The sequence below is a fragment of the Candidatus Hydrogenedentota bacterium genome, from assembly GCA_019695095.1.
Classification (GTDB): Bacteria; Hydrogenedentota; Hydrogenedentia; order Hydrogenedentales; family SLHB01; genus JAIBAQ01.
Window position 1 is genome coordinate 1 of record JAIBAQ010000053.1, and the last position, 15,126, is coordinate 15,126.

The 15,126-nt window shown below is 57.0% G+C and carries 11 protein-coding genes; 5 read left to right on the forward strand and 6 right to left on the reverse strand.

Features of this window, described 5'->3' with window-relative positions:
• Nucleotides 1-286: 286 nt before the first annotated feature.
• Together K1Y02_10790 and K1Y02_10795 are read right to left on the reverse strand one after the other, a co-directional pair.
• On the reverse strand, nucleotides 287-1,675 hold the full coding sequence (locus K1Y02_10790; GenBank protein MBX7256840.1) for a sulfatase: 1,389 nt from the start codon (nucleotides 1,673-1,675) through the stop codon (nucleotides 287-289).
• Nucleotides 1,676-2,015: 340 nt separating this feature from the next.
• Nucleotides 2,016-3,773: a hypothetical protein gene (locus K1Y02_10795; GenBank protein MBX7256841.1), complete on the reverse strand. Its 1,758-nt coding sequence runs from the start codon at nucleotides 3,771-3,773 to the stop codon at nucleotides 2,016-2,018.
• A 364-nt stretch (nucleotides 3,774-4,137) separates the two neighbouring features.
• Here K1Y02_10795 and K1Y02_10800 point away from each other — a divergent pair, with 364 nt between their 5' ends.
• The 3 genes from K1Y02_10800 (at nucleotide 4,138) to K1Y02_10810 (ending at nucleotide 8,973) form a co-directional block, all read left to right on the forward strand.
• Nucleotides 4,138-6,615: a glycosyltransferase family 39 protein gene (locus K1Y02_10800; protein MBX7256842.1), complete on the forward strand. Its 2,478-nt coding sequence runs from the start codon at nucleotides 4,138-4,140 to the stop codon at nucleotides 6,613-6,615.
• 113 nt (nucleotides 6,616-6,728) lie between these two features.
• Nucleotides 6,729-8,201, forward strand: coding sequence for a B12-binding domain-containing radical SAM protein (locus tag K1Y02_10805; GenBank protein ID MBX7256843.1), 1,473 nt, complete (start codon nucleotides 6,729-6,731; stop codon nucleotides 8,199-8,201).
• Nucleotides 8,202-8,523: 322 nt separating this feature from the next.
• Nucleotides 8,524-8,973, forward strand: coding sequence for a hypothetical protein (locus K1Y02_10810; GenBank protein ID MBX7256844.1), 450 nt, complete (start codon nucleotides 8,524-8,526; stop codon nucleotides 8,971-8,973).
• Nucleotides 8,974-9,095: 122 nt separating this feature from the next.
• Here K1Y02_10810 and K1Y02_10815 read toward each other — a convergent pair whose 3' ends face one another.
• Nucleotides 9,096-9,995 (reverse strand): class I SAM-dependent methyltransferase, encoded by a 900-nt coding sequence (locus K1Y02_10815; GenBank protein ID MBX7256845.1) that lies wholly within the window; start codon nucleotides 9,993-9,995, stop codon nucleotides 9,096-9,098.
• A 201-nt stretch (nucleotides 9,996-10,196) separates the two neighbouring features.
• On the opposite strand from K1Y02_10815, the gene K1Y02_10820 reads away from it, so the two are divergent.
• Both K1Y02_10820 and K1Y02_10825 read left to right on the forward strand, forming a co-directional pair.
• Entirely contained in the window at nucleotides 10,197-11,204 is a 1,008-nt protein-coding gene (locus K1Y02_10820) for a hypothetical protein (GenBank protein ID MBX7256846.1), read from the forward strand.
• Nucleotides 11,205-11,206: 2 nt separating this feature from the next.
• Nucleotides 11,207-12,040 (forward strand): SDR family NAD(P)-dependent oxidoreductase, encoded by an 834-nt coding sequence (locus tag K1Y02_10825; protein MBX7256847.1) that lies wholly within the window; start codon nucleotides 11,207-11,209, stop codon nucleotides 12,038-12,040.
• A gap of 145 nt (nucleotides 12,041-12,185) precedes the next feature.
• On the opposite strand, the gene K1Y02_10830 is transcribed toward K1Y02_10825, so the two are convergent.
• The 3 genes from K1Y02_10830 to K1Y02_10840 are packed head-to-tail and all read right to left on the reverse strand — an operon-like array spanning nucleotide 12,186 to nucleotide 15,126.
• Complete coding sequence (locus tag K1Y02_10830) at nucleotides 12,186-13,373, reverse strand: exo-alpha-sialidase (protein MBX7256848.1); 1,188 nt, start codon at nucleotides 13,371-13,373, stop codon at nucleotides 12,186-12,188.
• Between the two features lie 53 nt (nucleotides 13,374-13,426).
• Nucleotides 13,427-14,605, reverse strand: coding sequence for a glycosyltransferase family 4 protein (locus K1Y02_10835; protein ID MBX7256849.1), 1,179 nt, complete (start codon nucleotides 14,603-14,605; stop codon nucleotides 13,427-13,429).
• A complete protein-coding gene (locus K1Y02_10840) occupies nucleotides 14,602-15,126 on the reverse strand; it encodes an acyltransferase (protein MBX7256850.1) in 525 nt (174 codons plus the stop codon). Before K1Y02_10840 ends, K1Y02_10835 begins: the two co-directional genes overlap by 4 nt.

Sequence of the window (15,126 nt, forward strand, 5' to 3'; positions counted from 1 at the left end):
CGCTAACCAGCGCCCCCACAAAACGTTACGACCTATTTCATGACTGCAGACCGGGCGAGGCGCAACCCCTCGCCAAAACCGGATCATTTGGCAGAAACACCCCAACCCTGTCAAGACATTTCTTTGACGACGCCAAAGATCGATTTCTTTATGTCTTTTCTGTAGTTGGATAGAGAATGCAGCCGTTAGAACCGCAAACCTCTCAATTTTGCACCAATTTGGAACTAAGCCGTGGAGATGTCATCATGGCTATGTTGGGAACCCTGACGGGCAGGAAGCGCACGGTCTAGTTGTAGCCAATGGCCTTTAAATCCTGCATCAGCTCGTTATCCACCGGAGCTGAATTCGTACGCTGTCTGAGCGGGTGCTGGCTGTTCAAGGCGTTACGTTCGTCGAGTGCAGCCCCCAGCTTCTTTGCGATGTCAGGCTCCGCACCAATTCGGTTCTGCTTCTCCTCAGGGTCGAGCTCCGTATCGAAGAGTTCCGTAATGCCATGCTTTAGGTCATGGACCAGCTTCCACTTGCCTTGCTGCACCATCTCGCAGTCAACCCCGAACCGCGAGTCGGGACCCTGGCTTCGCCCGAAGGCGAATTCCTCGCTCAATTTACGATTTGGATCGAAGAGGTCCCTGCCTTGCCAATTGGGACTTGGACTGTAACCAAGGAGCTTGAATATCGTGGGGACAACGTCCAACGTGGATACGGTCTCTGCGTTTACCGCTGGCGAGAGGCCCGGTGCATTAAACATCAGGGGTACGTCAACTTGCTCGGCATACATGGTGGTGCCGTGCCCCATCGATCCATGTTCCCAGAACTCTTCGCCATGATCCGACATGATGACGATTATCGTATTGGGGTGACTTTTCTTAATCGAAGCGAGCAGACGCGCAAGCTCGTCGTCCGTGAATCGGCAGTCCTCATCGTAGCGCCTCTTGAGCTCTTCCCTTCCTTGCGGCGATATCGCGGAGAATTTTCGAACATCCTGAATACGCAGTACGTCGTAGACTTTGTCCTTGAGGTACTCAAGTGAGTCGTCTGCAGCCTTCTTGTCGCCCTCGGAGAGGGGCGAACGGCCGCCGAAAACACTCTCGTACTGCTTTGGAGGGTTGTACGGCGCATGCGGGTCGATGTAGTGCACATAAAGGAAATAGGGAGACGTCGCGTCCTTTATTGCGTTCAAGGCGGCGTCGGTAATGGTGTTGGCAGGAGCGTCCACCGAATAGAAGTAGCTGTCGAAATCGCGGTTGAATCCGATATCGGCGGACAGATTTCCATTGGTCTGAACGCCAAAGGTCTTGTATCCCTTTTCCTTCAGTTCCGTTGCTATCGTCCTGAGCGATGCAGGCAGGAGGTCCGTTGTCGTTGTATCTCCGTCTCTTCTTGAGCTGAAGATGACACCGTGCACGTCCACATCAAGCGAGGTGAACACGGAGGCCATCGCAGGGCGGGTCCAGCTACTCGGAGTCACCGCATTTGTAAAGTAGACGGACTCTCGGGCAAATGCAGTCAATTTCGGCATGACGGGAACGTTCTCCCGCGACTTGAGAACCGCATCGGCGCGCAGCGTGTCCACCACGACAAAGAGTACGTTCGGCGGTCCGGCCGTCGACCCTGAATCGCATGAGACTAACCCAAGTATCACCGAGAGAATGGCTAGAAGATACGATACGCGCACAACTCACTCCCAAATTGACATCGAACCACCGGCAAACACCTGTTCACGTTCATGGCACTGAACAGGAAGGTCCTATCGTGTAATTCGCCGTCTCTAAGTTCTGTGAAGCGCAGAGCTTCACTCTATGTCACGGATTGCGTCCTTGTCTCCGGATTCTGAGTAGTCTTGAAGCAGGCTCTACCTGAGGACTGGCCGGATTTTCCCTTAATCGATGGAACAAGCGCAAGACCGCTGCTCTTCTCGCATGCCGCACGCGATTCATCCCGGCCATTTAGCTCCGGACTCCTCACGGCATAGCCTCAACCCTTTGGAGGGGAGCCGATCGAGTCACCCCTGTGAATCATCGGTAAGGCATTGAAGAATCAATAGAATGAACAAGGCCCTGTCTGTTCCTCAGTCCAACGGCCAATATGCCTTCCAGGTCAGAGACTCTCAGGCAACGGTCTCTGCCGGATAGGAGAGGCGAATTTGCGTTTCGCGTAAAGGTGACAATCCAGATCTCGTCCCAAGTGGAATTGGGCCAGAAAATTCGGTGAATGGCTGCCAACGAATAGCTGTCTGCAAAGCCAGGATTCTCGAATACCCCGCGATCGAATTGCGATTCGAAGTGGAGCCGGCCATTGAGATAGCGGAGTTGAAGCGTGACGGCCTCTGGCTTTCGGGCGAAGATGTAGTCCGAGAGTGTGTCTGGGCGTGTCCGAATTATGGAAGCGACCGCGCGGTCATTCAGTCCCAGGGTGTCAAGAAAGGGCAAGTTCGTATAGTAGGGCAATTGCCCCGCGAGTTCCGTGCTCACCATGCTGCCAGGCGCTAAGTTTTTGGTCATCCAGCTGCCAACCACTTGCCCCCACGGCCGCAGACCCACGAAAGCGCGCCTCGCCTGTCGGACCGCAAAGACGGGGTCTTGGGCTGTCTCTATTAGCGACTTCACGATGGTCACATTGTTGAATGGCGACCTGGGCACATACAACGATGCGACTATCACCACGACCGTGCACGCGAGCAGCAGTCTGTTTACAGCAACGCGATGCAGTCGAAACCGCCCGGCTGTCAGAGCGACTCCTTGGTTGATGCCTACGACGGTAAGCACGGCGAGCAGAGGCGCGATGTGGGCCATAAACCGGTTGTAGGGCATCCAGTCGCCGCCCGAATACACGATAAACGCGAGGTATCCTCCGACTAGACCCAACACGAGTATCCGCGCGCGATCAATGCCTTTCGTGATAGGCACGAGTATGATCGGGGCGAAGACCAGCCAACGAAGTGGGGCCCAGCCATGATCCGCCCATCGGATGTTCGCGTATCCGGTGACAGAAGTGAACACATACCGGAGACCGTTGACAACACGTTCACCCAATGGGACGGTCACCTTAGCGTAGAACGTATTGGGGAGTGGCATGCCGAAATAGGCATACCGCCATGCGAAATAAATCGCGAAGGGCACACAGAACACCAGAAGCCACTTTACGGTCTGACGAAGGGGGGTCCTGTAAAGAACCTTCGATGCGGCACCGTAGATGGCAACCACTCCGGCAAACAGGATTCCCTCAGGTCTGAGCATCGAGGCGCAAAGAAAGAAAAGCGCGGAACAGGGAAACGTGTCTCTCTGCACTTCACCCAGCAAGCACGCGGCCCCCGCGGCAACGGCAAGGGAGAAAAGTGCGCTTTCCAGCCCGTTGTGGGAATTCATGAGAAACGAGAGATTCAAGGCGAGAAGAAGGCTCGGAACGAATGGGGGCAGCTTGGCGCTGCTGGATGTCGCAGAGAGCCTGGCATACAGGAGTGCAGTCACCGGCAACGCCAACAGGGCCGCTACAAACTGAAGAATTCGAGCCCCGGCAGGAAACGTAATACCCAACAGGGACAACGCGGAAAGCATTACCACCCAAAGGAAATTCGAGAAGCCTTCGATACGTTCGCCCCCAGGATTGAACACGAAGCCTTGGCCATCGGCAAAGTGCTGGGCATACCGGAAACTTATATATGCATCGTCGATAAGGACCCCAGGGCTTGTCAACACGTAAATGCCGCAAAAGAGAAGGCACACAACGACAACGCCAACGGTGGAATCGAGTTGAGGTCTGGTGAAACGCATCATGGACATCCCAGGCTACTGACCAGAACCCCCGTAGTGAAACGTTCTTTGAGATGTGATAGTAGGCGCCCTGGCGCGACTAGCGGGGATTGTACAACACGCGAATACAGCTTACCAACGGACATAGACTTGATGACAGAAACCCCGCGCGGATTGTCTTCGGAATTCACTTCCCAGGAAGGCAGAGCCGCCTGAAATAGACTCATGATGCGAGGACTGGCTATAATGAGTGGCCTTATTGTTGTTGGCTACGTATCCCCTGGCGAAGTGAAATGCGCGGAATCTCCAGATCCTCGGAGTCAGCGAGCAAGCCTTCCAGATGCCGGGGTGTGCTCAAACATTGCCGCCAAACGAGGACCGTGATTGGATGAAGGAAGACATCGAAGCGCCCCGGGCTCGGCTAATCCTCCTGATCATCCTCATGGGCGCTCTGGCGCTGCGGCTTGTTTCGCTTGGCAAATATCCGTTCTGGCATGACGAAATCCAGAATATGCTCGCAGGCGAAGACCTGTACGGCCTGCTCGTGCACGGCAAGCTCGTCTCGAACCATCCTCCACTGCCGTACATCCTGGTGACTATCTGGCGTTTCTTGGGGCTAGGCGCCAACGAATTCACCATGCGTTTGCTTCCCGTGACCGCAGGCGTGGCCTGCGTGGCCGTCGTCTACCTGGTGGCTTCTCACCTTCTTGGACGTCGTGCCGGGCTGGCAGCGGCCCTGCTCTTGGCCATTTCGCCGTTCCATATTCACCACTCACAGGAGATGAAGGAATACATCTTCTTACCTACCATCGGCACGCTGATGGTCTATAGCCTAATTCGGGCGGTTGAGACCAATCGCGCCGGATACTGGAGTCTCTACGCTATTCTCGCGAGTCTGTCGTGCTACACGGAGCTTTTTGTCGGCCCGATGCTGGTAGCCGTCAATCTTTGGGTGCTTGCTACATTACGGGGCCGCCGTGACCGAGTGAAGCCTTGGATCATCGCGAATGTTGTGGGCGCTCTGCTGTTTGTGCCTCAACTTTGGCTCATGGTAATCAAGGCGTACCGCACGATGGTGGCCTCCACGGAATGGTGGGTGCCTCCTCCGTCACTTCTGCAACTATTCTTCTACGTCAAAACGATCGCATTCGGGTACTCGGATTTGAAACCCCACTTTAAGGTAGCCACCGCTGTTTTCGTGGTCGCGGTCTTCATTGGCGCCTATCTCGCGTGGAAGAAGGATAGACGCGCTGCAGCGCTGCTAGTGGCTTGGTTTGTGATACCCGTGTCCCTCGTATACTTCATTTCCACTCTCGCCGAGAGCGTCTTTCTCATTCGTTCAATGATTCCCTATGCGATTCCGCTCTACATCCTCGCCGGAATGGCACTAGCGTCCTGCCGGCCGCAGCTTTTACGAGCTGTCTTGGCTGTATTGTTGATAGTCCTTCCGTGCTTTTCCATCTATCAACAGGCTCACGGCGAGTATGCGCCGCGCGAGTTTCCGCACCGTCCCGGAGTACACCCTCCCATGGACAGCAAAGGGGCGGCCTCGTATGTGCTTGGCCAGTGGAAAGAGGGCGACATCATCATCCACACGGGATGGTCGACTTGGCTGCCGTTCTACTGGTACGGATTCAGGAATATCCAGAATTTTACGGGGTGTGTGGACGAGAACTTCATCCGGTTTCTCAACGCGAGCGCTCCTCGCAACAATGACGATCCCATGTTCGAGTATTATTTTCCCATACAAGTCCAGAAGGCTCTGCAGAATAAGGCCCGCGCCTGGATCATCTTCTCGGAGTGGGAACGCGAATATACCCCGTCAAACCCCCTTGATGTATGGCGGTGGATGGACGCCCACTACACGGAGGTCCAGCATCAGGTCTTCACGGACATTGAAGTATTCCTGTACGACCTCGGTACAAATACTGCCCCCAAGGTGGTTCTCCAAGACAACGACAACGGTGTGCAGACCACGCAGACGTTTGACAATTCATCCGTACCCTATCTGAAGACCATGCCCGACACCGGCCTTGCCGCCTCGCCGCCTGAATCCCGGGCAGGCAGCCTTGTGCTACGGTTTGACGAGCCCGGACCAACGGACTACGCCATTAACGTCGGGACTTCGGCTAGCCGCCCTGTTGCCTTCTCTGTCGAAAACCGCTCGCAGACTCCGCGGAGAGCGCATGCGGTCCTTCTGCCTAGCGATGCGCTGCTTCTGCTTCCCAGTCTTTTTGAAACCAATCCCGACGACGAAGTGTGGTCTGTTCGCGGCCGGTTCAATCCCCAGCGCGTCCCTCCCAGTTATGAATTACGTACGGCCTGTGCCAAGGTCAAGCACGGTACGAGCGTCTTGGAAGGACTTTTCGAGGTACCCCCCGGCGAATATGCCGCGGCAATTGAAACGTTGGGAATTATCGGCGACCCAACTTATGCTCGCGCATTGGTTGATGTCGCCGTGTCGGGGCAATCGCTGATCGATTTGGCCGCTTGGCCGCAGCCATCTCCCTCCCAAGTCTATGCGTGGCGCTGGCGGTCCGTGGGAGCGCTTCATGTTCCGGAAGGCGCTTCGCCGCTTCAAGTCCGCTTGAGCGCGCAGAGTCCCCAACCGAGTGGAGAGGAAGGCCGTGACCACTATGCAGACATCTCTTATTTGCTCCTGCAGCGAATTCGAGAGGGAGTAGTTCCTCAGGGACAAGGCGCCGAATTGCCGGAGTGGCCCGGCGAGATTACTCTTCAGCCGGGAGAATCGAGGAAATGGACCGCCTCCATACCTGCCGATTCGGCTCGATGCGACGTGTGGGTCTACGAGACCACCCCAGACGGGAAGGGATATCACATATTCTCGACCCTTGCAGATCAGTAAAGGGTCGAAAAGCAGCAATTAATGCTATAATACTCACCAAGGCTTTGGTCAGTGCAGTGGCGCAGGTGGCAGCGTTATAGGAATGTGCCTATACCACGAGGATTTGATGCCCAATGAACGTGTTGTTTGTTTTGCCGCCTTTCAACATGTCTGCCTCTTACGGCACGACAACAAAAATGAAGCGCGGATTTCTGCCTTCGCTGGGAATCGGCCATCTGGCCGCAATGGTCGAAGCCGATGGGCATAAGGCAACCTTGCTCGACGCACAAATCATGGATCTCGATCCCATCCAGACTGTCGAGCGAATCATTGCCCATGGTCCGGACGTCGTCGCAATCTCGTTGATGAACGTTTTTGCCCATGCCGGCTACGCAGTCGCCAGTGAACTGCGCGCCCGCGATCCTAACGTCTTCATCGTAGTGGGGGGCCCCCATGTCACGTCGGATTGCCGCCGCGTCTTCAGCGACTGCCCAGCAGTGAATGCCGCCGTTCCCGGTGAGGGGGAGATGCCGTTCCGCCAGATTGTGGCCGCGCTCAGCGCCAAAGAGGATTGGCGGTCTGTCAAGGGCATTGCCTACTTGGACGCCTCGGGCAGACCTTTTGTGAACGGAACCGCCGAGATTGTCGACGACCTCGACGTGTTGCCTCACCCTGCCCGGCACATCTTTGCCCCCTACAGCTATCGGCCGCTGCCCAACCAGGTGCGGCGCGAGCCAGCGACAACCGCCATCTCCTCACGAGGATGTTCCTGGGGCAAGTGCACGTTCTGCTTTCAAGGTGGGGAGTTTTCGCCCCGTTACCGCCGGCATTCCCCCGAGCACATGATCGCCCAGATTGTGCCGCTCGTGCGCGAACATGGCATGCGGGAAATCATATTCTGGGACGACACGTTTGCCGTAAACCCGCGCTGGATTGACGACTTCTGCGCCGGGCTCAAACGCGAAAAGCTCGATCTCACTTGGTCATGCTATGGCCATATGAGGTCCGTCAAGCCCGACATGCTCAAAAAGATGGCCGACGCCGGTTGCTTTAACATCTATTATGGATTTGAATCCGGTGTCCAAGAGCTCCTCGATCTGATAAAGAAGGGCACTACGCGCCAACAAATTCGCGATACGGTCCGGTGGACCCGCGATGCCGGAATTGAGGTGCGAGGCTCCTTCATCCTCGGATTCCCCACGGAAACGCCTGAGCAATCCCTTGAGACCATTCGATTTGCGTGCGAACTGAACGCCGACTGGATGATGTTCTTTCCCTTCCATATTCAGCCCGGTACTCCCATCGAAGCGCTTGCCCATCAAGACGGTCGCGTCATCGAAACCCAGACAACGGTCTACTTCCCCGAATTCGTGTCTTCCGGCTACACGGACAAGGAGCAGGTGCACGCGATGGTGAAGAAGGCTTATTTCGACTACTACATGCGCCCTCGCTACTGGACGCTCGTGATGCGCAACCTTGTCAAGCGACCGTACTTGTTCAAGTACTATTACGACGCGGTCAAGTATTGGCTTGATTTGACGCGCGGCGGTCTTACGCTCAAAGACGTCGAAGAAAAGGCCCCTGCAACATCGGCATCAGGATGTTGAAATTGGACTTCATAATTCACAGTATTCGCGATTGGCGCAGATATCCGCCCTCAACTCAACGGTTTGACAAGTCTTGACACCAATTCAATGCTGTGCTACAGTCACTTTTAGCTTGTATTTCTGCATCGCGTCTCCTATGGAGATGATGGGCCGCTTGGGGAAAGGGAGAAGGGCGTTGTTGGCTACGAGTCAGGCTGCACTGAAATGATTCTTCGGGGAAGAAGGGGTGTAGTTATCGTTTATTGTAGTCAATACTTCCGAACTCTCTGCTCCTGATAGCCTGGTATGCAGTTTTTTTGTGGGAAGGAGGTGAATCTATAATATGAAGAAGACTTTTACAGTTGTTGCAGTGGTTTTGGCGTTTGGTGCAGTGGCCGCGTTTGCGGGTACCATCAGCATTCCGCAGTTCAACGATAGAGGTGGTCAGACGAGCCCGTCTACCCTTTTCTCGGCGGACTACCAAGCAACATGGATCACGGTGACCAACGTCACGGATACCGATAAGGTGATCACCATCAACTACTACTTGTTGAATGGTACGCCGGACGGTACATCGACGTGGCTGATGGGTGCCAAAAAGGCCGTCTCTTGGAGGCCTGTGGCAGTAGATACCAATGAAGCTGACGCGATCCCGTCGCCTTCGACGTCGATCGGTCCGGGTTGGTGTCAGATTCTGTACCCCGGTACGGCTGCTGACGTATGCGGTCGCGTGTTCCAGAACTCGGCTGCTACGCAGACCTCGTTCGGATTCACCCTGATGCCGTATGACTAATATCGTATGACGTCGACTTAGTCGACAACGGTGGCGATATTTGGGGCGAGAATGCCGGTTGGCATGCTCGCCCCTCTTTCTTTTGCTCTCGTCCTGCTCCGGGCGGGTTGAACCGCCAGGTACTAGACGTCCGGCACGTGACTGCGCTTTCGCAGCACGAATATGTGGCAAATCAAGAGGGGCCAGCGTACTCCCAGTAGCGGCCAGCCAATCCGGTTTGCGCCCCCCAGAAGCCGTTGGGCGATGCCAGTCAGACCCGGACTTCGGCCTTGAGGACCCGGATAGACGCCCTCCAGCTCGAATCCATACCGCGCGAATAACATACGCATGCCCTCAATCGTAAAAAGCACGGTATGCCACGGCGGACAGAAAACCTGGTGCAGTTGCGGCAGAGGCACGCCGCGCACGCCCAGCCGAAGGAGTTGTGCCACAAAGGTCCCGAAAAGGGCCGTCGGCTGCATGGAGACAATCAGGCCGTCCTGTTCAACGACCTGGTTGGCGCGACGTAGCCACGCATCGTGTTCGACGATGTGCTCGAACACGGCGGACATTAGGATTGCTCCGTAGGGCCCATTATCGGCTGCCCAGAAATCCCCGTGGCGCACAGGAAGGCCCAATCGGGCACAGTGAGACGCCATCGACACCGAAGGCTCCACGCCTGTACAGACGTAACCCTTGGCGAGCACCAATTCGGTCAATCCCCCCCAACCGGCTCCATGGTCGAGAACAGGGCCTTTCCCTCCGTGCTTTTCAAAAGCATCAACGATGGCGCGGTAATACGGGTTGGCGGTGCCGCGCCGAATCTCGGCGTCCGTATCGCAATGCCCCGCCGAAGCGTAGTCATCTCCATAGGCTTTCAGCAATTCGGATTTGGTGGGCAAAGGATGGAGCTGCAGGGTGCCACACGTGCCACATTGAACATAGGTATAGCCAAGTCGGCTTCCAAAAAACCGCATCTCCCCCGTGCAGGCCACGCACGCCGGAGAATTGCTGGCCGCCGCGGCTTCTGTGATTCCACTCATAGCGCTTCCTCATGTGCCATTCGACACCGCGTACAGTATTGCGATAGAGACCGGAAATCAATTCGTCAAGAGAGGTCTTGCGGGTTGCCCGGGAATCCGTATAATGGCCGTAACGCAGGAGTTCCTGGTATGGCGTTGGTCGTGGAAAGGGATGATCCCGTTATCCGCGCAGTGGACCACTTTCGGAATGCGCGCGCGTCCATTGCACCCCAGGCTCGCTTGGATGCCATCCTGAAGGCCGTACCGGGGTTTCGCGATGCGTTGTTGGCCGCCGAGCCAGTCCCCTTCTATCAGTCGTGCGATTTGATTCGCGCTCCGTATCCGCGCCGGTATGCATTGAAGGATGCATGCACGGTTCCTACCCCGTATGTCCATATCCTCAACCGCATGTTCGTTGTGCAATTCAGAAGCGACGCCGGGCTGAAGACGCTCCTGGCGTCTCCGTCGGACCACCGGCGCAATGCAGAAACACCGTTCTTCAAGGGACTGGCGGAGAGCTTCGGATCGATGAGGCCCTATTTGGAGCCTCTGATGGCTCCGGAGTTGGGAACCGTGGAGTCGTGGCTCGTGCGCATTGGTATTCGCCCGGATGCGGTTGACTACATCACGTACGATCACCTGCATACGCAAGATGTGCGCAGGTGGCTGGGTGCGCCCGGCACACCCGCCTATTTCCCGAATGCCAAGCTGTTGGTAATGCGGCAGGAATGGGAATCGGCGAAAGCGCTGCTACCGCCGCAACGGCCGTGGTACTGCCCTGATGGAATTGCCGGGGTGCCGGAGGACAACGTGGTGCTCTTGGACAGCGACGTGATGCTGGGAGAAGGAGTCGCGCTTGTTCAGACTCCCGGCCATACGGAAGGGAATCATTCGATTGTCGTGCGGACGCCGGAGGGTCTGTTCGTTACCAGCGAGAATGGCGTGGGGGCGGACTCGTATGCGCCCAAGAACTCGCGTATCCTGGGGTTGCGGCGATACGCGGAGCGAACGGGGATCGATGTTATCCTCAACAGCAATACGCTGGAACGCGGTTTGGACCAGTACATATCGATGGTTCAAGAGCGGGCCATCGCGGGGCTTTCACCGCGCAACGAAGATTTCTACAATGTCGTTTCGTCGTCGGAGCTGACTGCCTACTGGATGTTTCCGGGCATACGGCCGACGTTTGCGTTCGGGCAGATTCAATTCGGCGCACCGCAGGGAGTGTAATCATGAGCACGACATCGAATCGCACCTATTTCATGACGGGCTGTGCAAGCGGCATCGGCAGGCACGTGGCCGATCTCCTTATCGCGCGCGGCGAGCGCGTGTACGCCACGGATGTGAATCTTGACGCCATGACCGAGTATGCGGAGAAGAGCGGGTGGCCCAAGGACCGCGTGTATCTGGACAAGCTCGACGTGCGGAGCATTGACGCATGGGGCGAGGTGTTTGGGCGCGCCGTCGAAACGTGCGGCGCGATTGACGTTTGCATGAACATTGCGGGAATCATGCTTTCGGGGTGGTGCTACGAGCAGCCCGTGAAGGAGATCGACCTGCAAATCGACATTAACCTGAAGGGCGTCATTTGGGGTACGCAAACGGCCGCGCAGCACATGATTCCTCGTAAGAGCGGCCATATCGTGAACATCGCGTCGATGGCGGGGATCGCGTCCATCCCCGGTTTGTCCGTCTACACGGCGACCAAACACGGGGTCCGCGGATTTTCGTTGGCCGCTTCCTACGACCTCAAGCCGCACGGCATTGCGGTTACGGCGGTATGCCCCGACGCCATCAACACGCCGCTTCTGGAGCAGTCGTCAAAGACCGAGGCGGGGGCCATGGTCTTCTCCGGGTCGCGGCTGTTGACCCTGGAAGAGATCGGGGATCTCATCGTGAATCGTGTGCTCGTGAGCAGGCCCATCGAAGTTGCCGTGCCGTTTGGGCGGGCGGTTCTGGCGAAGACCGCCAATCTCTTTCCCGCAATCGGAGGCTCGGTATTGCCTTCCCTAACGAAGAAGGGCCGTGTCCACCAAGGGCAGCACGCCGCGAAGCTCCAAAGCTAGCAGGAAAACAGGGACAGGCACGTCCCCGCTTCGCTGCGCTTGTGGAGTGACTCATACAGATGGCGTCTTCTTCTGGGGGAGGAAAACAGGGACAGACACGTCTTCGCTCACTGCGTTCGCTGCGCTTGTGTCAGTCCCTGTTTTCCTATTTGGCAACAGCCTCGGCGATCCAGGCTGGTTCGAAGGCGGTGTGTTTGATGGATGCGCCCGCTTCACTGTCGTACGAATAGGTGACGTGGACCGTTCCATCCGTGCTTTGAATGACGCACGGGTAGGCGTAGCTTCCTTTGCCCGACTCCGTGCGATCCAAGTGCCGCGACCATTTCCACGTCTTGCCTTCGTCGTCGCTCATCATGGCGGCCAACGAGCGGCGGTCAGCCTCCGAGTCGTTATAGACCATCACCCAACGCCCGTCTTTCAGGCCGCACACGGCCAGACTCGACCCCGGATTGACAATATCCGTGTCGCGCGCGAAGGACCAGGTATCGCCGTTGTCGTTCGACGTGCTCATCAGAGCCCGCATGGGCAGCGCGCCGCTGTCGCGCATGTAGGCCACGAGGGTACCGTCGCGTTTCGCAACGACGGTGGGCTGAATGGGGCCCAACCCGACAATCGGTCCGCTGGCCCGCCACGACTCACCGCCATCATCCGTTATCGCCATCATCGAGGTATTGAACCCGTCGGAATACAGCGGCAACAAGATTCGGCCCGAAGGCAGCACCACCGGGACCGTGCGCGTCATCCAGCCGGTCTCGCGCTTGAACTGGTCTTTCGCGGCTTCCTTGAGCATGCGGGGGTACGGGAGGGCGTACTCGGACCACATGCCCTCTTCAGGCATGAGTTCTTCAAGGCCGCGTTTCAGGGTATCCGCGAACGCATCGCTCTGGCGAAGCAGAATAACGTCCTGCCAATCCCACTTGGGAGCGCCATTGCCCTGATACTCGGTGGCGCGACGGTACTTCAGGAGCGACAATTCCCATCGATGGCCTTGCACCGTAATCCAGAAGAGCCACAACCGGCCCTGCGGGTCGATAAACAGAACGGGATTGCAGTCGGGGAAATCCGGCGTATCCGCCATCAAGAACGGTTCACTCCACGAAGTCTCACCTTTCTTCATACGGGCGCCCATGATGCGCACGTCGTCCGCGGACCGCTCGCCTGAACCTTGAAACCAGCAGGCCAGGAGATCGCCGTTGGAACATACAACGATACTGCTGCCGTGGACGTGTTTATCTTGCTCCGGGAAGATTAGTTCGGCCGAATACCGCGGCGCGGCAAAAGCGGTAAGAGATGCAGCCGCGGCAATGGAAATGACAACGAGTAGTCTACACATGGAATCGCTCCCGGTTTGGTGTATAGCAGCCCTGCAAGCCGTTCGCGCGCGAATCAACCGGCGCGCGGCCGCATGACCTCATCATACACATTCGATAATGCCTCGGCATGCTTGCGAACGTCGAACAGTTCGACGGCGCGCGCGCGGGCGTGGGCGCCGAGATCCTCGCGAAGCGCGGAATCCATCGCCAGCGTGCGGATAGACTGATAGAGCGCAAGAAAATCGTTGGGCTGGACCAGCACCGCGGCATCGCCCGCGATCTCTTCGATTGCGCCGCTCAACGTCGTCACAACGGGCCTGCCGCATGCCATGGCTTCGATGAGGGACATTCCAAACTGTTCCTGCCACTCGTCGGAAGCGATGCTGGGAAACGCGAACACGTCAGCGCTTCGAAACATGTCGGGCATTCGATCATAGGTGAGGGCGCCGGTGAAGCGGCAATTTTCATCGAGTTTCAATCGAGAAACCAGGTTTTTGACCCGCTCTTGCCCGTAGCCGGATCCAACCATTACGAGCACCGGTTTGCGTCCCCGCATCGCGGGATCGTCCACGAGTTCGCGCATCGCGTACAGGAGGAAGTCGATGCCCTTGCGCGGTACAAACCAGCCGACGTAGAGAATGACGAAATCGTCATCGGACAGACCGAGTTGCGCGCGCGCGCTGGGGCCGGGCGAGAACACGCTGGTGTCCACGCCGGGGAGAATCTTCACGACGCGTTTCATGTCGACATCTTCAAATCGCAGCGTGCGATAGGAGCGATCCGTATACACGACAAAACGGTCTGCGCCCTTGGCGACACGCTGTTTGATTTCGCGGCGGCCCGATTCCCGCTCCATGTTGAAGGGAAGCAGGTCCCACACGGTGATGACCAGGGGAACGCCGAAGCGTTCGCGCGCGACCAGAGCTTCCGCCGACCAATCTGTAAACAACTCCCAGGAATGCGCGACGTCATACCCATGCAGGCGCTCGTGAAAAGGCAGCAAGCGGGGATTCGTGTTGAAGTAGCGCTCGCGGATGAGGTGCTTCATCCGCGCAACTGGATTGCCGCGTTGCGTATTGAAATAGATGCGCTCGATATCGAGCCCATCCGTGCCGTCGCCACGTTCCTTGAAATGATCTTGAATCTGCGACTCCGCGCGAAAGGCGGTAATATGCGGGTTTCCGCGCAGCAACCGGAACGGCTGCAAATGCCAGGGGTTGTACCGATTCCCCATGAGCAGCGCGAGTTTCACGCCTCGTCTCCCCAAAAGCGTTTGATGAGAACCTTGCGCGCTTCCTCGCGATCCAGGGGGATGGGGATGTGGTTGGCGACTACCTTTTTCTCGTAGTCCTCGACGCTGCAGATGACGCGCGCCGGATTGCCCGCGGCCACGCTGTTGGGTGGCACATCCTTGGTCACCACGCTTCCCGCGCCGACGACCGAATTCGGACCTATTGTGACATTCGGAAGAATGATCACGCCAACGCCGATGTTGCAGTTGTCTTTGATCTCGATTTTTCCGAAGCTCGTGAGTGAATCGTACTTATCCTGAAACACCCAATTGAGATTGTGCGTGACGAAAGTCACGTCGTTCGAAATGCCGACGTGATTGCCGATGCGGATTAAGTAGGGTTCACCGCCGAATTGCGTCGTGTAGATACGGCATCGTTCGCCGACCTGCACACCCATTTCGCGCAGCGTCTGAATGACGGTATCCTGCGACCCGTACCGCAGTTTCAGTTTTTGAACCAGCCGCTTGATTTTTCCCAGCAT

Excerpts from the sequence above, each read along its gene's own strand:
- K1Y02_10795 (MBX7256841.1), bottom strand. The coding sequence starts at position 3,773 with ATGATGCGTTTCACCAGACCTCAACTCGATTCCACCGTTGGCGTTGTC.
- K1Y02_10800 (MBX7256842.1), top strand. The coding sequence starts at position 4,138 with ATGAAGGAAGACATCGAAGCGCCCCGGGCTCGGCTAATCCTCCTGATC.
- K1Y02_10805 (MBX7256843.1), top strand. The coding sequence starts at position 6,729 with ATGAACGTGTTGTTTGTTTTGCCGCCTTTCAACATGTCTGCCTCTTAC.
- K1Y02_10810 (MBX7256844.1), top strand. The coding sequence starts at position 8,524 with ATGAAGAAGACTTTTACAGTTGTTGCAGTGGTTTTGGCGTTTGGTGCA.
- K1Y02_10815 (MBX7256845.1), bottom strand. The coding sequence starts at position 9,995 with ATGAGTGGAATCACAGAAGCCGCGGCGGCCAGCAATTCTCCGGCGTGC.
- K1Y02_10825 (MBX7256847.1), top strand. The coding sequence starts at position 11,207 with ATGAGCACGACATCGAATCGCACCTATTTCATGACGGGCTGTGCAAGC.
- K1Y02_10830 (MBX7256848.1), bottom strand. The coding sequence starts at position 13,373 with ATGTGTAGACTACTCGTTGTCATTTCCATTGCCGCGGCTGCATCTCTT.
- K1Y02_10840 (MBX7256850.1), bottom strand. The coding sequence starts at position 15,126 with ATGCTGGGAAAAATCAAGCGGCTGGTTCAAAAACTGAAACTGCGGTAC.